Annotated in this window: 20 protein-coding genes and 1 pseudogene; 12 read left to right on the top strand and 9 right to left on the bottom strand. The window is 71.3% G+C overall.

From position 1 onward, the window contains the following. Positions 1-102: 102 nt before the first annotated feature. Positions 103-609: a MarR family winged helix-turn-helix transcriptional regulator gene (locus ACFV9O_RS06315; protein ID WP_385413018.1), complete on the bottom strand. Its 507-nt coding sequence runs from the start codon at positions 607-609 to the stop codon at positions 103-105. Between the two features lie 174 nt (positions 610-783). On the opposite strand from ACFV9O_RS06315, the gene ACFV9O_RS06320 reads away from it, so the two are divergent. Beyond that, the gene (locus ACFV9O_RS06320; RefSeq protein WP_385413276.1) at positions 784-1,551 is read left to right on the top strand and encodes a dioxygenase; all 768 of its coding nucleotides are present in this window, start codon (positions 784-786) and stop codon (positions 1,549-1,551) included. Here the strand turns inward: ACFV9O_RS06320 and ACFV9O_RS06325 are convergent. Continuing rightward, positions 1,548-2,108, bottom strand: coding sequence for a GNAT family N-acetyltransferase (locus ACFV9O_RS06325; protein ID WP_385413021.1), 561 nt, complete (start codon positions 2,106-2,108; stop codon positions 1,548-1,550). The genes ACFV9O_RS06320 and ACFV9O_RS06325 overlap by 4 nt on opposite strands. Positions 2,109-2,264: 156 nt before the next feature. Between ACFV9O_RS06325 and ACFV9O_RS06330 the strand changes: the two genes are divergently transcribed. Continuing rightward, entirely contained in the window at positions 2,265-3,269 is a 1,005-nt protein-coding gene (locus ACFV9O_RS06330) for an RNA polymerase sigma factor RpoD/SigA (protein ID WP_385413023.1), read from the top strand. A gap of 119 nt (positions 3,270-3,388) precedes the next feature. Here the strand turns inward: ACFV9O_RS06330 and ACFV9O_RS06335 are convergent, their stop codons facing one another. After that, positions 3,389-4,381 carry a helix-turn-helix transcriptional regulator gene (locus ACFV9O_RS06335; protein WP_385413025.1) on the bottom strand — a complete coding sequence of 331 codons (993 nt, stop codon included), beginning with the start codon at positions 4,379-4,381 and terminating at the stop codon, positions 3,389-3,391. A gap of 63 nt (positions 4,382-4,444) precedes the next feature. Between ACFV9O_RS06335 and ACFV9O_RS06340 the strand changes: the two genes are divergently transcribed. From ACFV9O_RS06340 to ACFV9O_RS06355, 4 genes are all read left to right on the top strand, one after another. Then, positions 4,445-6,013 (top strand): MFS transporter, encoded by a 1,569-nt coding sequence (locus tag ACFV9O_RS06340; protein WP_385413028.1) that lies wholly within the window; start codon positions 4,445-4,447, stop codon positions 6,011-6,013. A 257-nt stretch (positions 6,014-6,270) separates the two neighbouring features. Then, on the top strand, positions 6,271-7,032 hold the full coding sequence (locus ACFV9O_RS06345; RefSeq protein WP_385413031.1) for a DeoR/GlpR family DNA-binding transcription regulator: 762 nt from the start codon (positions 6,271-6,273) through the stop codon (positions 7,030-7,032). Further along, on the top strand, positions 7,029-7,988 hold the full coding sequence (gene pfkB / locus ACFV9O_RS06350) for a 1-phosphofructokinase (protein ID WP_385413034.1): 960 nt from the start codon (positions 7,029-7,031) through the stop codon (positions 7,986-7,988). The genes ACFV9O_RS06345 and pfkB overlap by 4 nt, the downstream gene beginning before the upstream one ends. Next, entirely contained in the window at positions 7,985-10,021 is a 2,037-nt protein-coding gene (locus tag ACFV9O_RS06355; protein ID WP_385413036.1) for a fructose-specific PTS transporter subunit EIIC, read from the top strand. The genes pfkB and ACFV9O_RS06355 overlap by 4 nt, the downstream gene beginning before the upstream one ends. 60 nt (positions 10,022-10,081) lie before the next feature. On the opposite strand, the gene ACFV9O_RS06360 is transcribed toward ACFV9O_RS06355, so the two are convergent. The 3 genes from ACFV9O_RS06360 to ACFV9O_RS06370 form a co-directional block, all read right to left on the bottom strand. Next, positions 10,082-10,936, bottom strand: a complete 855-nt coding sequence (locus ACFV9O_RS06360; RefSeq protein ID WP_385413039.1) for a DUF6227 family protein — start codon at positions 10,934-10,936, stop codon at positions 10,082-10,084. 190 nt (positions 10,937-11,126) lie between these two features. Continuing rightward, positions 11,127-12,197, bottom strand: coding sequence for a P1 family peptidase (locus tag ACFV9O_RS06365; RefSeq protein WP_385413041.1), 1,071 nt, complete (start codon positions 12,195-12,197; stop codon positions 11,127-11,129). Between the two features lie 12 nt (positions 12,198-12,209). Then, complete coding sequence (locus tag ACFV9O_RS06370; RefSeq protein ID WP_385413043.1) at positions 12,210-13,418, bottom strand: low temperature requirement protein A; 1,209 nt, start codon at positions 13,416-13,418, stop codon at positions 12,210-12,212. Between the two features lie 273 nt (positions 13,419-13,691). On the opposite strand from ACFV9O_RS06370, the pseudogene ACFV9O_RS06375 reads away from it, so the two are divergent. From ACFV9O_RS06375 to ACFV9O_RS06400, 6 genes and pseudogenes are all read left to right on the top strand, one after another. After that, a pseudogene (locus ACFV9O_RS06375) lies at positions 13,692-14,741 on the top strand (MFS transporter). Further along, complete coding sequence (locus ACFV9O_RS06380) at positions 14,738-17,038, top strand: molybdopterin oxidoreductase family protein (RefSeq protein ID WP_385413046.1); 2,301 nt, start codon at positions 14,738-14,740, stop codon at positions 17,036-17,038. The pseudogene ACFV9O_RS06375 and the gene ACFV9O_RS06380 overlap by 4 nt, the downstream one beginning before the upstream one ends. 8 nt (positions 17,039-17,046) lie before the next feature. Next, on the top strand, positions 17,047-17,646 hold the full coding sequence (locus ACFV9O_RS06385) for a 4Fe-4S dicluster domain-containing protein (RefSeq protein ID WP_385413049.1): 600 nt from the start codon (positions 17,047-17,049) through the stop codon (positions 17,644-17,646). Further along, on the top strand, positions 17,643-18,296 hold the full coding sequence (locus tag ACFV9O_RS06390) for a Rieske (2Fe-2S) protein (protein ID WP_385413052.1): 654 nt from the start codon (positions 17,643-17,645) through the stop codon (positions 18,294-18,296). The genes ACFV9O_RS06385 and ACFV9O_RS06390 overlap by 4 nt, the downstream gene beginning before the upstream one ends. Next, positions 18,293-18,736, top strand: a complete 444-nt coding sequence (locus ACFV9O_RS06395) for a hypothetical protein (protein WP_385413055.1) — start codon at positions 18,293-18,295, stop codon at positions 18,734-18,736. The genes ACFV9O_RS06390 and ACFV9O_RS06395 overlap by 4 nt, the downstream gene beginning before the upstream one ends. 51 nt (positions 18,737-18,787) lie before the next feature. Next, complete coding sequence (locus tag ACFV9O_RS06400; protein ID WP_385413057.1) at positions 18,788-18,997, top strand: hypothetical protein; 210 nt, start codon at positions 18,788-18,790, stop codon at positions 18,995-18,997. A 19-nt stretch (positions 18,998-19,016) separates the two neighbouring features. Here the strand turns inward: ACFV9O_RS06400 and ACFV9O_RS06405 are convergent, their stop codons facing one another. The 3 genes from ACFV9O_RS06405 to ACFV9O_RS06415 form a co-directional block, all read right to left on the bottom strand. After that, the gene (locus tag ACFV9O_RS06405; protein ID WP_385413059.1) at positions 19,017-19,499 is read right to left on the bottom strand and encodes a hypothetical protein; all 483 of its coding nucleotides are present in this window, start codon (positions 19,497-19,499) and stop codon (positions 19,017-19,019) included. Positions 19,500-19,984: 485 nt separating this feature from the next. Then, the gene (locus ACFV9O_RS06410; RefSeq protein ID WP_385413062.1) at positions 19,985-20,917 is read right to left on the bottom strand and encodes an S-methyl-5'-thioadenosine phosphorylase; all 933 of its coding nucleotides are present in this window, start codon (positions 20,915-20,917) and stop codon (positions 19,985-19,987) included. Between the two features lie 109 nt (positions 20,918-21,026). Further along, on the bottom strand, positions 21,027-21,350 hold the full coding sequence (locus tag ACFV9O_RS06415) for an FmdB family zinc ribbon protein (protein WP_385413065.1): 324 nt from the start codon (positions 21,348-21,350) through the stop codon (positions 21,027-21,029). Between the last annotated feature and the right edge of the window lie 8 nt (positions 21,351-21,358).

The following is a 21,358-nucleotide window of genomic DNA, read 5'->3' on the forward strand; positions in this document are numbered from 1 at the left end:
GGGCTCGGGGTCAACGCGGGCGCGGGGGGGAACGTCGTGTTCTCCCCCCCCCCCCCCCCCCTCCGGGGCCCGTGCCTGTGCGGTGGGAAGGGCTGCTGCCGCTCAGCGCAGCCAGGGAAGGTCCGCGCCGGCGCAGTCCGGTTCCAGGCCCTCGGTCATGATGCGGGTGATCTCGCCGAGCTGGCGCACCTGTTCCGGGGTGAGCCGGTCGAAGATCGCCAGCCGTACGGCGGCGACATGGCCCGGTGCCGCCTTCTTCAGGACCTCGAAGCCCTCGTCCGTGAGATATGCGTTCTGGCCACGTTTGTCGGACGGACACTCTTCGCGGCGCACCCAGCCGTTCTTCTCCAGGCGCGCGATCGCGTGCGAGAGACGGGACCGGGTGATCTTGGCGTCCTTGGCCAGCTCGGTCATGCGCAGGCGGCGGCGCGGCGCCTCGGCGAGCTGGACGAGCAGACCGTAGTAGATGTGCGGCATGCCCGCGTCCCGCTGGAGCTGGCGGTCGAGACTGTCCTCGAGGAGGGTGGTCGCGTGGCGGTAGGAGCGCCACAAGCGCTGCTCCTCGTCACTGAGCCAGCGGGGGTCGCCCGCGTCGGGTGCCGTGGTCATGCGTCTACTGTACGAGCCTGTTCTTGAATGTTGAACAAGATGGGCCTAGTCTCTTTTCTGTCATGAGCTTGAATGTTCAAGCAGGTTCGGCTTGATGCTCGGGAGGCTCCTGTGAGCACGGACGTGAGCGCGGATGTGAAAACTGGCGTGAACGCGGGCGCGAACGCGGAGCGGATGCCCGCCCTCTATCTCTCGCACGGCGCCCCGCCGCTGGCGGACGACCCCGTCTGGCCCGGCCAGCTCGCCGCCTGGTCCGCGGGGCTGCCCAGGCCCCGCGCCATCCTGATGATCTCCGCCCACTGGGAGGAGGCCCCGCTCGCGGTCGGTGCGACCGGGACCGTGCCGCTCGTGTACGACTTCTGGGGCTTCCCCGAGCACTACTACCGGGTGCGTTACGAGGCCCCGGGCGCGCCGGCGCTCGCCGAGTCCGTACGCAAGCTTCTGCGCGGCGCCGGTACGCCCGTGCAGGACATCCCGGACCGCGGCCTCGACCACGGCGCGTACGTCCCGCTCGTCGAGATGTTCCCCGAGGCCGACATCCCCGTACTGCAGGTCTCCATGCCGACGCTCGATCCGCAGCGGCTGCTGGAGATCGGGCGGAGGCTCGCTCCGCTGCGCGACGAGGGCGTGCTGATCGTCGGCAGCGGCTTCTTCACGCACAACCTGGCGGCGCTGCGGCATGCGGGCGGCGGCGTACCCGGCTGGTCGGCCGAGTTCGACGACTGGGGGCGGCAGGCGCTGGCCGCGGCCGACGTGGACGCGCTGCTGGACTTCGAGCACAAGGCGCCTGCGGGCAGGCTGGCGCATCCGCGGACCGAGCACTTCGCCCCGCTGTTCGTGACGCTGGGCGCGGCGGACGCCGCCGGGGAGCTGGATCGGGGGCGCAGTGTCATCGACGGCTTCTGGATGGGGCTGGCGAAGCGGTCGGTCCAGTTCGGCTAGGACGTGCCGGCGGGGTGGCGCCCGGTCGGGCCCGTTCGGTCCAGCGGCTTCTCGTACCAGGCCACGTCCCAGTGCCGGCCGAACTTCCGGCCGACCTCCGCGTACGTACCGACGTGCCGGAAGCCGAAGCGCTCGTGCAGCCGGACCGAGGCCTCGTTCGGCAGGGCGATCCCGGCGTAGGCGCGGTGGAGGTCCTCGTCCGCGAGGGCGGCGAAGAGTGCGCCGTAGAGGAGCGTGCCGATGCCGCGGCCTGCGGCGTCGGGTGCGAGATAGACGCTGACCTCGACGGATGTGGCGTACGCGGGCTTCGGACGGAACGCGCTGCTGGTCGTGTAACCCAGAATTCGGTCAGAACGGACATCCCGAGCAACCAGCAGGCGGTGCGGGCCGTCTTCAGGGTGGGAGTGCAGCCACTGGCGGCGCTGCTCGGGCGTGAACACGGTGGTGTCGAAGGTGATGGCCGTGTCGCGCACGTAGTGGTTGTAGAGCTCGGTGAGGGCCGGGAGATCGGCCTCCGAGCCCGCTCTGACCTGCACCTCTGTGTGCTCTGGCAGCATCCGACCTCCCGTGGTGGCGGCACAGGGTACTGCAAGATCACAAAAAACCCTGCACCCGTGGGAATTCTGTCCGGATTCCAGTCGTTGTTTCCGTCGGATGCAGGGCACCTGGAAGACCCTGAAGGGTGTCGCGACCTACTCAGCAAGGGAGCACGCATGGCAACCCGTGCCGTCGCCCGTCGCCAGTCCACCTCCAAGGGGACCGGGACCGACGGGGCAAGCAGTGTTCGCGCCGCGAGCGGAGAGATCGCCGACCGCGACCTGGTCGGTATGTACCTCGACGAGATCGCGCGCACGCCGCTGCTCGACGCCGCCAAGGAGGTCGAGCTCTCCCAGACCATCGAGGCCGGGGTGTACGCCCGGCAGATCCTCGAGGGAGAGGTGGAGAGCGACGCGGGCGGTGCCACGCGCGAGGAGTTGGAGGCGCTGGTCCGCGAGGGCGAGCGCGCCAAGGACATCTTCATCAAGTCGAATCTCCGCCTGGTGGTGGCCGTCGCGCGCCGCTATCCGCGCAGTGGGCTGCCGCTGCTGGACCTGATCCAGGAGGGCAACGCCGGCCTGGTGCGTGCGGTGGAGAAGTTCGACTATGCGAAGGGCTTCAAGTTCTCGACGTACGCGACCTGGTGGATCCGTCAGGCCATCACGCGCTCCATAGCCGACCAGTCGCGCACGATCCGCCTGCCCGTCCACCTGGTGGAGGAGCTGGGCCGAATCCGCCGTGTCCAGCGCGAGTTCAACCGCGAGCACGGGCGCGAGCCCGAGCCCGCCGAGGTGGCGGCGGAGCTGGACTCGACACCGGAGCGGATCGTCGATGTGCTCGACTGGGCCCGTGACCCGGTCTCGTTGAACATGTCGGTGGACGACCAGGGCGAGACGCAGTTCGGCGATCTGCTGGAGGACACCTCCGCCGTCTCGCCCGAGCAGTCCGTGATGACGCTCCTGCGCAGCGAGGAGCTCGACGACCTGATCGACAAGCTCGACCACCGCACCGCGTCGATCATCCGAATGCGGTACGGCATCGAGGACGGCCGCGAGCGCACGCTGACCGAGGTCGGCAAGGAGCACGGGCTGACGCGCGAGCGCATTCGGCAGATCGAGAAGCACGCGCTGATGGAGCTGAAGCGGATGGCACGCGACACGGGCTTCGACGAGGCGGCGTAGAGCCGCGCGAGGCGTAGCGTTCTGAATGGTGGGGCCAAGCGCTCCGCCCCCTGAGCGGACCCCGGCACCCTCCCCCCCGGTGTCGGGGTCCTTCATGTGCCCCTGGGCGCAGGAGTGCTTCAGGTATTCCGCGTGCTCGACGTGCTCCGCGTGCTCGCCGCCCGGGTGAGGCGGGCGCCCAGGGCCGTGAGGTGCTCGGCGAGCGACGGCGGCCCGTGGACCGTGAACTCGCAGTCGACCAGGGCCAGTCGGAGTGCCAGCCACTCCAGGGAGTCCTGTGAGCGGGTCCGGAGACGGCAGCTGTCCGGTCCGGTCGGCTCGGGGGCGCCCAGGTACGCCGGGAGCCGGGCGGAGACGAATTCCGCCGGGGCGTCGAAGGTCACGTCCAGCGCCTGCTCCGGCTGGTTCCGGGACATGGAGTGGGAGAGCAGCTTCGAGGCGTCCCAGCCGGCCGGCACCTCGCGCGGCGTGAAGCGGGCCCCCGTCGCACAGGGATCGCTGACCCGGTCCATCCGGAACGTACGCCAGTCGTCCCGCCCGATGTCGTACGCCACCAGGTACCAGCGCCACCCCGTCGAGACCAGCCGGTACGGCTCGACCAGCCGCTTCGTCTCCGTACCGTCGCCCGAGCGGTAGCCGAAGCGCAGCCGCTCCCGGCCGGTGACCGCCGTCGCGATGGCGGTGAGCGTGTGCGGGTCGACGGTGGCTCCGTCGCCGCGGGTGAAGGGGATCATCGCGTTCTGGAGCGTCGAGACCCGGTGCCGCAGCCGGGACGGCAGCACCTGCTCCAGCTTCGCCAGGGCGCGTACGGATGCCTCGTCGACGCCCTCGATCACATGGCCTGCACCCGCCCGCAGCCCCACCGCGATCGCGACCGCCTCCTCGTCGTCGAGAAGCAGCGGTGGCATGGCAGCGCCCGCGACCAGCCGGTATCCGCCGACCGCGCCCCTCGTCGCCTCGACCGGGTAGCCGAGGTCGCGCAGCCGGTCGATGTCCCGGCGGATCGTGCGCGGGCTGACCTGGAGCCTTTCGGCGAGCTCGCTGCCCGGCCATTCGCGCGGCGTCTGGAGCAGGGACAGCAGATTCAGCAGTCGTGCCGGGGTGTCTGTCATACGTTCCATACTGGTCGCCTTCTAGGCCATGAGCTGACCTATATCCCGACTACTTTCCTCCTCATGAGCTCCCAAGCCGCCGTACTGGATACGGCTCCCCACTCTGCTGCCGCTGCCGACCGGCGTCGCTGGATAGCCCTGGCCATCGTCATGACGGCGGCCTTCATGGACCTGGTCGACGTCACCATCGTCAACATCGCGATCCCGTCGATCGAGCGCGATCTGGGCGCGTCGTTCGGCGCGATCCAGTGGATCACCGCCGGTTATGCGCTGGCCTTCGCCGCCGGGCTGATCACGGGCGGCCGGCTCGGTGACATCTACGGCCGCAAGCGGCTGTTCCTGGTCGGCATCACCGGCTTCACGCTCGCCTCCGCGCTGTGCGGCGTCGCGGCGGGCGCCGAGATGCTCGTCGCGGCGCGACTGCTGCAGGGTGCGATGGCCGCGATGATGGTGCCGCAGGTGCTCGCGATCATTCATGTGACCTTCCCCGCGCACGAACGCGGCAAGGTCTTCGGCATGTTCGGCGCGATCGTCGGGCTCGGGGCCGTGTCCGGACCGCTGCTCGGCGCGCTGCTGACCCAGTGGAACCTGTTCGGCCTCGAGTGGCGGCCGATCTTCCTGATCAACCTGCCGGTCGGCATCGCCGGCGTCCTCCTGGGCCGGAAGTTCATCACCGAGTCCCGCGCCGAGAAGGCGCTCCGTCTCGACCTGGTCGGCGTCGCCCTCGCCACGTTCGCGCTGCTGATGCTGATCTACCCGCTCACGCGCGGCCGTGAGCTGGACTGGCCGCTGTGGGGCCACCTGTGCATGGCGGGCAGCCCGTTCGTGTTCGCCGTGTTCGTGGCGTACGAGAAGTGGAAGACGCGCAAGGACTGCTCGCCGCTCGTCGAGCTGTCGCTGTTCAAAGTGAAGAGCTTCGCCGCGGGTATCGCGGTCCAGCTGACCTTCGGTGTGGTCATGGGCATCTTCTTCCTGGTCTGGACGCTGTACATGCAGATCGGCCTGGGCTGGAGCCCGCTCAGGGCGGGGCTGACCGGGGTGCCGTTCTCCATCGCCGTGTCGCTGGCGGCCGGGATGTCCGTGCAGAAGCTGGTGCCGCGCTTCGGGCGGAAGGTGCTGCAGGCGGGGGCGCTGACCATGGCGGCCGGGCTGCTCCTCTACATCTGGGAGGCCGGGCGGTACGGCACGGGGATCCACTCCTGGCAGATGATCGCCCCGCTTGTGATCATGGGTCTCGGCATGGGGCTGATCGTGGCGCCGCTGACGGACGCGGTGCTGTCCGACGTGCCGCGCGAGCACGCCGGTTCGGCGTCCGGGCTGATCAACACGACGGCGCAGATGGGCAACGCGCTCGGGCTCGGGCTGGTGTCGGTCGTCTTCTTCGGGGCGATCGACGACGCGGTCGACGAGGGGCGGCCGGCGTCGCCCGGAGCGGTCGGGGCGGCGTTCGCGGACGCCTTCCAGGGCTCGCTGTGGTGGGTCGTCGGGGTGCTCGCGGTGATTTTCATGGTGATGTTCGCGCTCCCTGCGCGGCCGAAGCAGCACCTGGAGGCGGCCGTGGAGCCTGCTCCGGCGGAGGCTTCGGCGGGGGCTCCGGTGGACGACGAGCGGGAGCCGGCGCTCACGCGCTGAGCGCGCGCCGCGCGCGGTCGGCGGCGGGCGTCGTGCGGGGGGCGGCGGGCGTCGCGCGGCGGTACGGGCGCGTTGGGCGCTCACGGCGCTGCGGGCGTGAGGGCCTGGGGCCAGGGGCTCGGCACGGGGAGGATTCCCGGTGCCGGGCCCTTGCCTGTTTGCGCCCGACCATGCCCGGATCTGTTTACTTTGTGGAAATCGAGGCGTAGCCTGGCGGGGAAACCACAGGTTCGGGCATGGAACGGACGTAAACCCACATGTACGCACCCGAGCGTCAGCAGCGGATCCTCCGCCTCGCCCGCGAAGGCGGACGCGTCGATGTGCTGTCTCTCGCCGACGAGTTCCAGGTCACCGCCGAGACCATCCGGCGCGATCTGAAGGCCCTGGACCGGGCCGGGCTCGTGCGCCGGGTGCACGGTGGCGCCATCCCGGCCGGGCGGCTCGACTTCGAACCGGACCTCGCCGAGCGGGAGTCCACCGCCGCCGACGAGAAGGACCGCATCGCGCGGGCCGCGCTCGCCGAGCTGCCCGAGGACGGCAGCGTCATCCTCGACGCGGGCTCCACGGTGGCGCGGCTGGCCGCGGCGTTCCCGCTGGAGTGCTCGCTGACGGTCGTCACGCACGCGCTCCCCGCCGCGGCGCGGCTCGCCGACCACCCCGGCATCGACCTGCATCTGGTCGGCGGCCGGGTCCGGCACCGTACGCGCGCCGCCGTCGACGCCTGGGCGCTGCGGGCGTACGGGGAGATCCGCGCCGACGTCGTCTTCCTCGGCACCAACGGCTTCTCGCCGGGTGCCGGTCTGACCACCCCCGATCTCGCCGAGGCCGCCGTCAAGCGCGCGCTCGTCGCCGCGGCGCGGCGGGTGGTGCTGCTGGCCGACTCGGCCAAGTGCGGCGAGGAGCACTTCGCGCGCTTTGCCGACCTCGCCGACGTCGATCTGCTCATCACGGACAGCGGGCTCAGCCCCGAGGACGCCGCGGCGATCGAGGCCGCGGGCACGGAAGTAGTACGGACATGATTCTCACCGTCACCCCGAACCCCTCGCTGGACCGGACGTACGAGATCCCGGACCTGGAGCGCGGCGAAGTGCTGCGCGCCACCGGCGAACGCATGGACCCCGGCGGCAAGGGCGTCAACGTCTCGCGGGCAGTCGCGGCGGCCGGGCACCGCACGGTCGCGGTGATGCCGCTCGGCGGCGCGCCCGGCGCGCTGGTCGCGGAGCTGCTGGCGAGCGAGGGGATCGAGGTGGCGCCGGTCCGGGTGGCGGGTGCCACGCGGTCGAACATCGCGCTCGCGGAGCCGGACGGCACGCTGACGAAGATCAACGCGCCGGGTCCGCTGCTGACGCCCCCGGAATCCCGGTCCCTGCTGGCGGCCGTTGCCGTCCACTCGCCGTCGGCGTCCTGGATCGCATGCTGCGGAAGCCTGCCGCGTGGCCTCGAGCCTTCCTGGTACGGGGAGTTGGTGACCCGGGCGCACGAGTCGGGTGCCCGGATCGCCCTGGACACCTCCGGGCCTTCCCTGCTGTCGGCCCTGTCCGGCCGCCCCGATGTGGTCAAGCCGAACACGGACGAACTCGCCGAGGCGGTCGGCCGGCCTCTGGCGACCGTGGGCGACGCGGTGAAGGCGGCGGAGGAGCTGCGCTCGCTCGGCGCCGGTGCGGTGCTGGCGAGCCTGGGGGCGGACGGGCAGCTGCTCGTCTCGTCCGCCGGGACGTGGTTCGGCTCCGCATCCGTCGACGTCGAGCGCATCCGCAGCAACGTCGGCGCCGGCGACGCGTCCCTGGCCGGCTTCCTGGCGGCGGGCGGCCACGGGCCGGACGCCCTGGTCTGCGCGGTGGCGCACGGCGCGGCCGCCGTCCAACTACCGGGCAGCGTGATGCCCACGCCGCTCGACCTCGATCTCGCCGCGGTCCTGGTGACCGCGGACGTCCCCCTGGACCGCGTACTCACGGAGCATGGGAGCCCGCGATGAGCGACATGATCACCGCGGACCTGGTCGACCTCGACCTGGCCGCCGCAACGAAGGAAGAGGCGGCCCGCTCGCTGGCCGAGCGCATGCGCGCACTCGGCCGCGTCACCGACCTCGACGGCTTCCTCGCCGACGTGGCCGCGCGCGAGGCCCAGATGCCGACGGGCCTCGACGGGGGCATCGGCATCCCCCACTGCCGCAGCGCCCACGTCACCGACCCCACCCTGGCCTTCGGCCGCGCCCCGTCCGGCATCGACTTCGGTGCCCCGGACGGCCCGGCCGACCTGATCTTCCTCATAGCCGCCCCCGCGGGTGCCGACGACGCCCACCTCACCATCCTCTCCTCCCTCGCCCGCCGCCTCATGAACGAGGACTTCACCTCCGCCCTCCGCGCCACCCCGTCGCAGGCCACGGCTGCGGCCCTGATCAGCGGCGACATCGAGCCCGCCGACGCGTCGACGGCCGCCGGCGCGGATGGTGCGGATGGCGCGGGTGCGGAGGCCAGTGCTGCCGAGGCCGCTGATGCGGCGGGCGTCGGCGACACCGTGAGGGACGACGCCTTCCGAATCGTCGTCGTCACCTCCTGCCCCACCGGCATCGCCCACACCTATATGGCCGCCGAGTCCCTCGAGAAGGCCGGCCACGCCGCAGGCGTGGAGGTCGCCGTCGAGACGCAGGGTTCCGCCGGGTTCACCCGGCTCGACCCGGCGGTCGTCGAGGCCGCGGACGGCGTGATCTTCGCGCACGACGTGCCCGTACGGGACAAGGAGCGGTTCGCCGGGAAGCCCACCGTCGACGTCGGCGTGAAGGCCGGCATCAACCGCCCCGGCCAACTCATCGCCGAGGTACGGGAGAAGGCCGCCCGCGGCGAGGTGACGGACGCGGCCGCCCGGCCCACGCCCGTCGAGCGCGGCGGCGAGGCCGACGAGGGGTACGGCACGAAGCTCCGCAAGTGGCTGATGTCCGGAGTCAGTTACATGATCCCGTTCGTCGCCGCGGGCGGCCTCCTCATCGCCCTCGGCTTCGCCATCGGCGGATACGAGATCGCCGGCGCCAAGTCCGTCGCCGAGGCCTTCGCCTGGGGCGACCAGTCCAGCTGGGCCGCGCTCCTCTTCCAGATCGGCGGGCTCGCGTTCAGCTTCCTCATCCCGGTGCTCGCCGGGTACATCGCCTACGGAATGGCGGACCGCCCCGGCCTCGTACCTGGCTTCGTCGGCGGGGCGATCGCGATCACGATCAAGGCGGGTTTCCTGGGCGGTCTGGTCGCCGGTCTGCTGGCCGGGGCCGTGGTCCTGGGCATCCAGAAGATCAGGGTGCCGGCCGTTCTGCGCGGCATCATGCCCGTCGTCGTGATCCCGCTGATCTCCTCACTCATCGTCGGGTTCCTGATGTTCCTGGTGATCGGCAAGCCGCTCGCCGGGCTCCAGCAGGGGCTCACCGACTGGCTGAACGGTCTCACCGGCGCCAACGCCGTCATCCTCGGCGTCATCCTGGGCCTGATGATGTGCTTCGACCTGGGCGGTCCGCTCAACAAGGTCGCGTACACCTTCGCCGTCGGCGGTCTCGCCAACGCCACCGACGGCTCCCTCAAGGTGATGGCGGCCGTGATGGCCGCGGGCATGGTGCCGCCGCTGGCGATGGCGCTGGCGACGACGGTGCGCGGGAAGCTGTTCACGAAGGCCGAGCGGGAGAACGGCAAGGCAGCCTGGGTGCTGGGCGCCTCCTTCATCACGGAGGGCGCGATTCCGTTCGCCGCTGCGGACCCGCTGCGGGTCATCCCGTCGGTCATGGTGGGCGGAGCGGTCACCGGCGCGCTGTCGATGGCCTTCGAGTGTACGCTGCGCGCACCGCACGGTGGCATCTTCGTGGTCCCGCTGATCGGCAACCCGCTCCTCTACCTGGTTGCCATCCTCGCGGGCACCGTCGTCAGCGCGGGTCTGGTCATCCTGCTGAAGGGCATGCGGAAGACGTCAGTGGTGACTCCGGCGGCCCCGGAAGCCGCGGCCGAGAAGCCCACGGTGGTCGCGGCCGTCTGAGTCCCCGGGCCCGCCCGCGGGCCCCTCGGCCGGTGCACCCTCGGTCGGCGCATCCCTCGGTCAGCGCACCCGCGCGCGGAGCTCCATCGCTCCGCGCGCGGTGCGTTCGTCGGTGTACACCTCGCACATGTGGCGACCGTCGGGCGTCGCCGTGTGCTCCACCTCCCACAGGCTCAGCTCCGTGCCGTCGAGCAGCAGGAACGCGTGCTCGTAGAGCGTGCAACCCGAGTCCCGGCCGCCGATCAGGCACGGGCGGCCGAACGCCTGGCTGATGTGGTGCGCGAACGCCGACCGCAGCAGCCGGGCCGTGTCCTCGCCCGGCCGGTCCGGGTTCTCGGCGCGGCGCAGCAGACGGCGGGCGTGGTCCGGGGAGTCGTCGGGGACGTACGTCCGCGACGGGGGGGCCGGGGGAGTGGCCAGCAGCCGGCCGACCAGCTCCAGGTCGGCTTCGAGATCGGCCTCGGGATCGAGACCGCAATCGAGAGCGCAATCCAGCCCGGGATCGAGGTCGGGACCGGAGTCCGGCTCGGCGCCGAATATCGCGGCGAGACCGTCCGCCTGCGCGCCGTCCTGCGTGCCGGCGCCCGGCCGCTCCGTGCGTCGTGACCGCAGCCGGGACGCGGCGAGCCGTGCCTCCGACTCCTGCGCGTACAGCTCGTGCTGCTCGGCGCCGTCCCGGCCGGAGTTGTGCACCAGCTCCCACAGGGTGACGGAGGAGCCGTCGGCCAGCAGATACGTGTGCCGGTACGTCGTGCGGTGCAGCGTCGCGCTGTGGTGCGAGGAGTGCAGCGAGCCGGCGTGCGCCAGCGCGGATTCGAGCCGCTCGACCGTGGTGTCGGGAAGGTCGAAGGAGTTGAGTGCCCGACCCAGGAGCCGCTCGAGGTGCGTCTCGGTTGTCTCGTACGGATCGTTCAAGGTGGATCTCCGGATCTCCAGGCCGTTGCCACACGTCACTTGATGACTGCTTAACGTAGCCCCTGGGTCTGACATCGCGTCCCGGGTTCGGGAAAACGAACGGGGGTGCACGAAGTTTCCGCGTGCCTTCGCGCACCCCCCTCAACTCCCTTGTGGGAGACGGCTGTCAGGACGCCGGGGGTGTCTCGTGTCAGTCGGCGAGGGTTCCGTACAGCTCCTGGTACGAGAGGAAATCGCCGCCCGGGCCGGTCACGGTGCGCGCCGCCAGCACGGCGCGCACGATCGCCCGGGTCACCACATCCGCGCCCGCCGCGAGCACGGCGTTGAGCGCGAGAGGGTGGGGGTCGAGCGGGCGTGCGCCGGTCGCGAGGGCGAAGACCGTGTCGCCGTCGTTGAGGAGATGGACGGGGCGCACGGCGCGCGCGATGCCGTCGTGGGCCGTCCCCGCGAGCTTCTGTGCCTGGGCGCGGGTCAGTTCGGCGTCGGTGGCGACGACGGCGAGCGTGGTGTTGAGCGGGGACGCGCCGTACTTGTCGTACGTCTCCGCGAGGCGGCGCAGGGCCGCCGTGTGCACCTCGGGGGAGGGGAGCGCGGGCCGCTCGCCGGTGAAGTACTGCCCGTACAGCGCACCGGTGTCCGGATCGACCGCCGAACCCACGGCGTTGGCCACGACCAGCGCGGCGACCGTGGCCCCGCCGGGCAGCACGGTGCTCGCCGTGCCGACGCCGCCCTTGAGGGGCCCCACCACCGCGCCCGTACCGGCGCCGACGTTTCCCTCCTCCACCGGCGCGCCCGGTTCCGTACGCGCCGCGGCCTCCACCGCCGCGCGCCCGGTCGACGCGTCCGGCCTGGCCCGCCAGTCGCCGCCGCGGCCCAGGTCGAAGACGCAGGCGGCCGGGACGACAGGTACGACCTGGCCGGGCTCGCGGCCGACCGGAACACCGCGCCCCTGCTCCTCCAGCCAGGCCATCACGCCGGACGCGGACTCCAGCCCGTACGCGCTGCCGCCGGTCAGGACGACGGCCTCGATGCGCTGCACCAGATTGCGTGGGTCGAGCGCGTCGGTCTCCCTGGTGCCGGGGCCGCCGCCGCGTACGTCGACGGCGGCGATCGCCCCGCCCTCGGGCGCGAGGACGACGGTGGTGCCGCTGAGAGCGCCGGGCCCGGAGAGCCGGGCGTGCCCGACCCGCAGGCCGGCCACATCGGTCAGTGCGTCGTTCGGCGCGTGGAGAGGCGCCTGCCGGGAGGCCGTGTCTGTCATGGACCTTACGTATCACGCGGGCCGACGCGACCGGCCGCGATGCGCCGACGTCTCGCCCATCGCAACGGTCGCCGTCGCCACCAGCCCCGCCGCGAGCACCGCCCACTTGCCCGCGAAGGTGCAGGCCAGGATCGCCAGCGCCGAGACGGGGAGCGTCAGCTGCTGCAGGATGCCGTGCTTGAAGTGGCGCGAATGCAGCAGCCATACGGTCAGGAAGAACGCCGCCGCGGGCACGGTGACCGCTGTCGCCGCGGCGGTCGTCGAGATATGCGACTTGTGGACGGCCGTCTCGACCGCCACCTCCAGGCCCGCCCCGATGGCCGCGGCGGACGCGAAGATCACATAGTGGCCGTAACCCCACAGGAACGCCTCCCTGTTGGAGGCCAGCCGGGTGTGGGCGGGAACCGCGAAGTAGATCCACCAGGCGGCGAACACGATCAGCAGCCCGCCGACGGCGATCGGCGCGAGGACACCCAGCGCGTCGCTCTCGTCCAGTGCCGAACGCACCGTCACCGTGGCGGCGAGGATCGTCTCGCCGAGCACGATGATGGTGAACAGGCCATAGCGCTCGGCGATGTGGTGGGCATGCCAGCTGGTGGCCATGGTGCGCTCGGCGATCGGCGGTACGGCCATCTCGGCGATCGCCATCAGGAGGAACACCCAGGGCCGCGTGCCCTGGGGCGCGATGAGCAGTGCTGCCCAGCCGATCTGACAGAGGATGATCCCGATCGCGTACCGCCGGGCCGTCGTCCGCTCCGCACCGCGTGTGGAGGCCGCGGCCCTCAGCCACTGGGTGACGAGTGCCAGCCGCATCACCAGATAGCCGAGAAAGACGACCACGAAGTCCTGGTCGAGAAAGGCGCGGGGCACCCCGGCGGCGAGGATCAGCACGCCCGCGATCTGGATGAGCGTCACGATCCGGTACGGGACGTCGTCGGTGTCGTACGCGGAGGCGAACCAGGTGAAGTTCATCCAGGCCCACCAGATCGCGAAGAACACCATCCCGTAGCTCCGCACACCGTCCGCGGCATGGCCCTCGGCCACGGCGTGGACCAGCTGCATCCCCGCCTGCGACACGGCGACGACGAAGCAGAGGTCGAAGAAGAGTTCCAGTGGGGTCGCCGCGCGGTGCTCCTCGTCGATGCTGCGGGCGCGCATCGGGCGTACCGGCCCCGAGCCGCCTCCTGCGGCTGATGCGGATGTGGCGGATGAGGACGTCATGCCCCCAGCACATCAGAGCGGACGCGCCCCCGGCAGCGAGACGCGCTATCCCGGCCACCTGCTGCTCCCCGCCGTGCCTAGCCCCGCGACACCGGTGCCAGCCGTCCGCTGAACGCCATCCGGGCTACCCCCTCACCCCCCTGATCCCCATAGTGGGCTCAAACCCCACAAACCACCTAGCGTGGCGGCGTGACCGAGCCACCCCGGAGTCCGGACGGACAGCCCTCCTCACCCACCGCCGCGCCCCCCGTCCCCGCGCCGGGAGCTCAGCCCGTGCCGCCCGGCCGGCAGGAGACCCCCGGCATCGTGCGCCGACGTGCGTCCCTTGCCGGGGCCGTCGTGTCCGGGCTGCTGATCGTGGCGATCGTCCTCGGCAGCCGGCTCCTGAGGGACTTCGACTCCGCCCTCCTCCCGTACGCCGTCGCGACCGTCTTCCTCGCCTTCGGCGTCACCTACCGCTACACGGTCTGGGTCTCCTCCCCCGGGGCCCGCCGGCTCCTCCGGCAGGGGTGGCGCAGCTTCTTCTCGGCCGCCAACTTCCGCAAGGCGCCCACCGCACTGCCGAGGATGATCGCCACCTACCTCGGCTTCCAGAAGTTCCTCGGGGCACGCTCCCAGGCCCGCTGGGCCGCCCACCAGCTGATCTTCTGGGGCTGTGTCCTCGCCGCGCTGATCACGTTCCCACTGACCTGGGGCTGGTTCACCTTCACCTCGTCCACCGGCTCGGGTCCCGGCTACGAGATGCGGATCTGAGGTCTGAAGGTCCTGGGGTTCAACTCGGAGAGCCTCTTCGGCTGGGCCATGTTCCACGGCCTCGGCCTCGCCGCCGTACTCGTCATCGCCGGGACCTCGTACTTCCTGTGGCGGCGGATGAAGGACCGTGGCGCGATCACCGGCCAGCGCTTCGCCTACGACCTGGTCCCGCTGATCGCCCTGATCGTCATCTCGGTGACCGGGCTCCTCCTCACCTTCTCGTCGATCTTCCTGCACGGCGGCGGCTACGAGTTCCTGGCGATCCTGCACATGGTGTCGGTGGTCTTCACCCTCATCTATCTGCCGTTCGGGAAGTTCTTCCACATCGTCCAGCGCCCGGCCGCCGTCGGTATGCAGCTGTTCAAGTACACGGCCCGGCAGGACGAACAGGTCTTCACCTGCCGCCGCTGCGGCGAGCCCGTCGACACCGCCCCCTACGTGGAGAACCTGCGGGGCACCATGCGCGATCTGGACCTCGGCTTCGACGAATGGGCCGAGTACTGCCCGCGCTGCAAGCGGGTGCTTCGCGGCAGCGCCTATCTCACCCACGTCAAGAGGGGCTTCAAGTGACGCAGCAGCCCGTCCCGCTGGACCCGAGCCTCGCCCCGCCCGGCACGCAACGCTTCCGGTACGCCGGCGGCATCCCCGCCGACCAGTGGCACGCCGACCAGGAGGGCGAGACTCTCGTTCCCACGCACTGCTGCTTCTGCGGTGTCCAGTGCGGCATGTATCTGCGCGTCGACAAGGGGGGCAAGGTCTTCGGGGTCGAACCCCGCAACCACGACATCAACCGGATGCGGCTGTGTCCCAAGGGGATCAACGCCTATCAGCAGGTCAACCACCCCGACCGGCTCACCGCTCCGCTGCTGCGCCGCTCCCGCGACGAACCCTTCAGGGAGGCCTCCTGGGAGGAGGCCCTCGACTTCACCGTGTCCGAGGTCAAGCGCATCCAGGACACCTACGGCAATGACGCCTTCGGGGTGCTGGGCGGTGCCAGCCTGTACTCCGAGAAGACGTATCTCGTCGGCAAGTTCGCCCGGGTCGCCCTCAAGACCCGGCACGTCGACTACAACGGCCGGCTGTGCATGGTCAGCGCCGCCGGAGCGAACAAGCTCGCCTTCGGGATCGACCGGGCCGGCAATCCCTTCGCCGACATGCTCCAGACCGCCTGCCTCCTCATCGCGGGCTCCAACGTCGGCGAGTGCTTCCCGGTGATGACCCAGTACGTGTGGGGAGCCCGGGACCGCGGCGCCGGTCTGATCGTCGTCGATCCGCGCGAGACCTCCATCGCCCGCACCGCCGACGTCCGTGTCGCCCTCAAGCCCGGCACCGACTCCGCGTTCTTCAACTCCGTCCTCCATGTCGTCATCCGTGAGGAACTCGACGACGAGAGCTTCATCACCGCCCATGCCACCGGCTGGGAGGAGGTCCGGGAGAAGGCCGCCGAGTATCCACCCGAGCGGGCCGCCGAGATCTGCGGCATCCCGGAGCGGCAGATCGTGCAGGTCGCCCGCATGTTCGCCGGCGCCCCCAGGGCCATGGCCTGGCACGCCCGCGGGATCGAGCACCACTCGCAGGGTGTCGAGAACTGCCTCTCCGTCATCAACCTCTGCGTCGCCACCGGAAACATCGGCAAACCCGGTGCCGGGTACGGCACCATCACCGGCCAGGGCAACGGCCAGGGAGGCCGCGAGCACGGCCAGAAGTCCGACCTCCTGCCCGGCGGCCGCTCGATCACGAACGACGAGCACCGGCGTCAGATCTGCGAGATCTGGGGCATCGAGGAGTCCGAACTCCCGCCCGCCGGCACCTCGATGATGGAAATGATCTGGCAGATGCAGCGCCGCGAGATTCGCGGACTGATCGGCATCTGCAACAACCCCTTCGTCTCCCTCCCCAACTACCGTGTGGTCAAGGAGGGGTACGACGCCACCGAATTCCACGCCCAATTCGACTTCTTCCTTTCCGAGACCGCGGTCAACGCACACGTCGTCTTCCCCGTCACCACCTGGGCCGAGGACGAAGGCGTCATGGCCAACGCCGAGGCCCGCGTCATCAAGCACAACAAGGCCCAGGACCCGCCCCCCGGCGTACGGACCGACACCTGGGTGATCTGCCAGCTCGCCCAGCGCCTCGGCGCCGGCGACAAATTCGCCTTCGCCGGATCACGCGAGGTCTTCGGGGAGCTGCGCATCGCCTCCGCCGGAACCGTCAACGACTACTACGGCATCACCTACGAACGGCTGGAGGAGACCGGCGGCATCGCCTGGCCGTGCCCCTCCACCGACCACCCCGGCACCCCCCGCCTCTGCGAGAACGGGAAGACCTACCACCCGGACGGCAAGATCCATATGCAGGTCGTCGAATGGCACCCGCCCATGGATCCGTACGACGACGAGCACCCCATGACGCTGACCACCGGACGGACCGTCGCCCACTTCCTCTCCGGCAACCAGACCCGCAGGCTCGGCGGCCTCGTCGAGCAGACCCCGCGGCCCTGGGTCGAGGTCCACCCCTCCCAAGGCTTCGGCAACGGCGACCCGGTCCGCGTCGTCACCCGCCGGGGCAGCGCGGTCTTCCCCGCCCTGGTCACCGAGGCCATCCGCCCGGACACCGTCTTCGTCCCGTACCCCTGGCCCGTCCCCACCGCGGCCAACGCGCTCACCATCGACGCCCTCGACCCCCGCTCCAAGATCCCCGAGTACAAGGTCTGCGCCTGCCGTATCGAGCGCGCCGAGCGGATCGACGAGGTCCCCGAACCCCCGACCGCCCCCGGCCACCGGGCGTACCCGGAGGCCCAGGTCTCCCGCACCGACCCCCTGCCGCCCACAGCCCCGCAGGGGCGTGGCACCTCGGAGAGGAGCTGACGAGAACCATGATGGGCAGAACGATCTTCATCGACCCGGGACGCTGCATCGGCTGCCAGGCCTGTGTGTCCGCCTGCCGCGAGTGCGACTCGCACCGCGGCAAATCCATGATTCATCTCGACTACCCCGACGAGGGGCACTCCGTCGCCTCCCTTCCCACGGTCTGTATGCACTGCGAGGACCCGGTCGCCCCCTGCGCCGAGGTCTGCCCGGCCGACGCGATCCTGGTCACCGCGGACGGAGTGGTGCAGCAGGCCGACACCACCCGCTGCATCGGCTGCGCCAACTGCGTCAACGCCTGCCCCTTCGGCGTCCCGAAGATCGACCTCAAGGCGAAGCTGCAGATGAAGTGCAACCTCTGCTACGACCGCACCGCCTACGGCCTCGCTCCCATGTGCGCCACGGTCTGCCCCACCGGCGCCCTCTTCTACGGGACCCTCGAGGAGCTCCGGGCCGAACGCCCCGGCGTTCGGGTCGCCGACTCCTTCACCTTCGGCGGTACGACCGTGACCACCGGGGTCGCCATGGTCGTCCCCGCCGACAAGGTCCAGTGGCCGGTACCCGGCGGACTGCCCGTCGTCGAGGTGAACGGCGTGGACGTGCGATGAGTGTCACCGAGCAGCCTCCCGCCCGGGACCCCGGCCACCCGGACGCCGCCCAGGAAGCGCTCCAGGACCGGATCGCCGCCGACTCGCTCACCACCCGCCGCGACTACCTCCGCATCGTCGCCACCGTCTCCGGCGGGCTCGCCGTCGGCGGAATCGGTGTCGCCGCCGGCGTACTGCACCGGCACGGCGACAGCGAGGGCACCCCCGAGCCGAAGAAGATCGCCGACGTGCTGCCGCCCGGTCAGTCGATCGCCTTCCGCTACCCGGGCGATGACGACCGCGCCGTCGCCGTGCGCCTCGCGGACGGCACCCTCGCCGGCTACTCCGCCGTCTGCACCCATCTCGCCTGCGCGGTCCTCTGGCGCGAGGACCGGGGCAGCGAGGGCGAGTTGTACTGCCCGTGCCACGAGGGGGTCTTCGACGCCCGCACCGGTGAGGTCACCGCGGGCCCGCCGCCCCGGCCGCTGCCCAAGGTGCTCCTCGTCGAGGAGATGGACGGCAGCGTCTGGGCCATCGGCACCACCCGTTCCGGCGAAGGCGCCAAAGAAGCCCTCTGCCGGCAGCTCGGCGAGGACCGCCCGGACGTGGCCGCCAGGCTCGGCTGTCCCGGAATCGGACCCGCCACCGGGGAGAGGGGCGAGCGCACATGACCACCCCCGAACCCCCGTCCGGCACGCCCGAACCCCCGCCCGGCACCCCCGAGCAGCCGGCTCCGCAGCCTCCCGACGCCGCCGGGATTCCGCCGCGTCCGACATTCCGCCCGGGCAGCGCCCAGCCACGGCTCAACCGGCCCGTCCACGAGCGCTATCCGCAGATCCGCGCCACCAGCGGCTACGGCGACCCCCGGATCCGGCACACGGGGCCGGGCCCGGGCGCCGGAAGCGAGCAGGAGCCGGAGCGCTCCTCCAAGCTCACGGCCCGCCTGGCCCTCGCACTCACCGTTGTCGTCGGCCAGCTCTGGGCCCTGACCGTCGTGGTCAACGAGTGGATGACAGGGGACACGGGCACCGCATGGTGGGGCGCCGGTTTCCTGGTGCTGTCATTCCTCGTCGTCCTCGGACTCTGGCTGGCCGACCCGACGGACCGGTGACAAGGCATCGGCGAGACCGGGGCCCTGCCGCCACCGGCGTACCCTTGACGTATGAGCACCGCCCCCGCCCCCGGACCGCGCGATGCGGAGGAAGCCCGGCCACAGCCCCTTCCCACGCCGGCGCTGATCTTCGAAGATCCGCTGGACCAGCAGTCCTCGGACGATACGGACCGCGGGTGGGGCGAGCGGCCTCCGACGGGCGGCGACAGCGCCGCGGACCTCGCCCGCTTCCTCGACGAGAAGCCCCCGCACCACATCTGACCCCGGCTCGGGGCGCGATTCAGCACAGCGTCACCGCCAGCCGGGCACTCGTGCCCGCGCCGGCAAGCGCCGCAGCCACGGGACGCGGGACGGACAGCACGATCAGCGCTCCCCCTTCCGGATAGGTCTCCCGCGCCCGCGGAACCTCGGTCACTCGCGCGCCGGTCGCGACGACGCGGGCCTCGGAGGCCCCGCCCGTCGGGGAGTCGGCAGCCGCGATGACGTCGACCCGGTCGCCCGGCTCCAGCAGCCGGACCGTCTCGCCGTCCGCGATACGCACCGGGGCGGAGACCAGGTCCGCCGGCGGTGGCCGGTGCTGCCGCAGCGCGACAGGATCGTCGTGCTGCTCAGCGCCGACCGGCGTGCGGGGACCCCACGCCGCCAGCGCGGCCGCCGTCACCGCAAGTCCCGCCGCCAGTGCACGCCGCCTCCGTCGCATGGCACGCCGCAGCCGCAGCCGCTGCCACCCGGACCGCACGCGCAGCGGCGCGAACGCCGGCACCCCGCACGGCTCCGGCGCGGGAACCGGCGGTAAGCCCACGGGTTGCCCGGGCGCCGCGGAGCGCCCCGGCACCGCGGGGTACCCGTGCGGCCTCGCCGCCCCGGACCGGTGCGGCCCGTGCAGCCCGTTTGGCCCGGAGCCTCCGCCCGGTCCGCCTCCGCCCAATAGGCCGTCTCCGTACGAAGAACCGTGCACGCACGAAGTCCTCGTGGTCCCCGTGGTCCCCGTGGTCCCCGTATACGCCGTGGTCCCTGTAGTCCCCGTGGCCCCCGTAGCTCCCTGCCCGTGCGGAGGACGCGAAGGGAGCACCGAATGCGTAGAAACCGTAGAAAGCGAAGAACGCAGCGACATCGCCATAACCGCCGTTCGTGAGAGTCGTGAGGTGCTGTGTCGAACGCACCTCACGATCCACGCTTTGCCGCCGCTCCGCCCGCGCCTGTGGATCAGGCCACGGATGTGGACAACTCGCTCACCCCACAGGGTGATTACGGCAGTTCTATCCCCGTCTCCAGCCCGTTCAGCGCCGTCGTGCACAGGCAGGTGCGGTCCTCCGTCGCCTGCAGCCCGGCCACCGCGTCGAAGAGAACCCCGCGCAGCCGGTCCACGTTCGCGGCGAAGACCTTCAGCACCTCCTCGTGGGAGACGCCTTCGCCCGCCTCGGCCCCCGCGTCGAGGTCCGTCACGAGCGCCATCGACGTGTAGCAGAGCTCCAGCTCGCGGGCGAGCACCGCCTCGGGGTGCCCGGTCATGCCGACGACGGACCAGCCCATCGCCGCGTGCCAGCGCGACTCGGCGCGCGTGCCGAAGCGCGGCCCCTCGACGACGACCAGCGTGCCGCCGTCGACCGGCTCCCAGTCCCGTCCGCGGGCGGCGGCCAGTGCGACGGAACGCCCCGACGGACAGTACGGGTCGGCCAGGGACACATGGACGACCTTCGGCACCGAGCCTTCCGGCAGCGGCTCACCGTCGTAGTAGGTGTCGGCGCGCGACTTCGTACGGTCCACCAGCTGGTCCACCACCAGCAGCGTCCCCGGCCCGTACTCGGGCCTCAGCCCGCCCACCGCGCACGGCGCCAGCACCTGGCGTACGCCGACGGACCGCAGGGCCCACAGATTGGCGCGGTAGTTGATGCGGTGCGGCGGAAGGTTGTGACCGCGACCGTGCCGGGGGAGGAACGCGACCCGGCGGCCGGCGATCTCGCCGAAGAAGAGGGAGTCGCTCGGGCTGCCGTAAGGGGTCGGCACCTCGACCTCGGTCACGTTCTCCAGGAACGAGTAGAAACCCGAGCCGCCGATCACGCCGATCTCGGCGCGCGGCCCGCCCTCTCGGGTCGTCTTGCCCTCCCCGCCCTGTGCACTCTCCGTGCCCTCTGTGCCCGCTGCGCTCTCCGCGCCCTCTGCACTCTCTGCGTTCGCCATGACGATCACAGTAGCCGCGCCCGAATACGCCAAGGGCCCCACCGTTCGAGAACATTCGATAACGGTGAGGCCCTACGAGGTATGAGGAGCTGTGCGCCCGCGCGAAGCCTCAGGCAGCCGTCGAACCGCTGCTGGAGGTGCCGGCCGAGGAGCTCGACGCCGCCGGCTTCGCGTCCGACGAGGACTTGGCGGACGTCGACGAGGTGGACGATGCCGACGAGGTGGACGACGACGCAGGCGAGCTGCTCGACGACGCACCGCGGCTGTCGTTCCGGTAGAAGCCGGAGCCCTTGAAGACAATGCCCACGGCAGAGAACACCTTCTTGAGGCGTCCCTGGCAGCTCGGGCACTCGGTCAGGGCGTCGTCGGTGAACTTCTGCACCGCCTCGAGGCCCTCGCCGCACTCGGTGCACTGGTACTGGTAGGTCGGCACTGTCTTCC

Origin of the sequence: Streptomyces sp. NPDC059909 (assembly GCF_042730885.1) — a bacterium.
Taxonomy (GTDB): Bacteria; Actinomycetota; Actinomycetes; order Streptomycetales; family Streptomycetaceae; genus Streptomyces.

Bases quoted from the DNA above. Each gene is read 5' to 3' on its own strand.
- ACFV9O_RS06355 (WP_385413036.1), top strand. From the start codon at position 7,985: ATGAGCGACATGATCACCGCGGACCTGGTCGACCTCGACCTGGCCGCC.
- ACFV9O_RS06365 (WP_385413041.1), bottom strand. From the start codon at position 12,197: ATGACAGACACGGCCTCCCGGCAGGCGCCTCTCCACGCGCCGAACGAC.
- ACFV9O_RS06370 (WP_385413043.1), bottom strand. From the start codon at position 13,418: ATGACGTCCTCATCCGCCACATCCGCATCAGCCGCAGGAGGCGGCTCG.
- ACFV9O_RS06345 (WP_385413031.1), top strand. From the start codon at position 6,271: ATGTACGCACCCGAGCGTCAGCAGCGGATCCTCCGCCTCGCCCGCGAA.
- ACFV9O_RS06320 (WP_385413276.1), top strand. From the start codon at position 784: ATGCCCGCCCTCTATCTCTCGCACGGCGCCCCGCCGCTGGCGGACGAC.
- ACFV9O_RS06315 (WP_385413018.1), bottom strand. From the start codon at position 609: ATGACCACGGCACCCGACGCGGGCGACCCCCGCTGGCTCAGTGACGAG.
- pfkB (WP_385413034.1), top strand. From the start codon at position 7,029: ATGATTCTCACCGTCACCCCGAACCCCTCGCTGGACCGGACGTACGAG.
- ACFV9O_RS06395 (WP_385413055.1), top strand. From the start codon at position 18,293: ATGACCACCCCCGAACCCCCGTCCGGCACGCCCGAACCCCCGCCCGGC.
- ACFV9O_RS06340 (WP_385413028.1), top strand. From the start codon at position 4,445: ATGAGCTCCCAAGCCGCCGTACTGGATACGGCTCCCCACTCTGCTGCC.
- ACFV9O_RS06330 (WP_385413023.1), top strand. From the start codon at position 2,265: ATGGCAACCCGTGCCGTCGCCCGTCGCCAGTCCACCTCCAAGGGGACC.
- ACFV9O_RS06335 (WP_385413025.1), bottom strand. From the start codon at position 4,381: ATGACAGACACCCCGGCACGACTGCTGAATCTGCTGTCCCTGCTCCAG.
- ACFV9O_RS06390 (WP_385413052.1), top strand. From the start codon at position 17,643: ATGAGTGTCACCGAGCAGCCTCCCGCCCGGGACCCCGGCCACCCGGAC.
- ACFV9O_RS06400 (WP_385413057.1), top strand. From the start codon at position 18,788: ATGAGCACCGCCCCCGCCCCCGGACCGCGCGATGCGGAGGAAGCCCGG.
- ACFV9O_RS06385 (WP_385413049.1), top strand. From the start codon at position 17,047: ATGATGGGCAGAACGATCTTCATCGACCCGGGACGCTGCATCGGCTGC.
- ACFV9O_RS06410 (WP_385413062.1), bottom strand. From the start codon at position 20,917: ATGGCGAACGCAGAGAGTGCAGAGGGCGCGGAGAGCGCAGCGGGCACA.
- ACFV9O_RS06325 (WP_385413021.1), bottom strand. From the start codon at position 2,108: ATGCTGCCAGAGCACACAGAGGTGCAGGTCAGAGCGGGCTCGGAGGCC.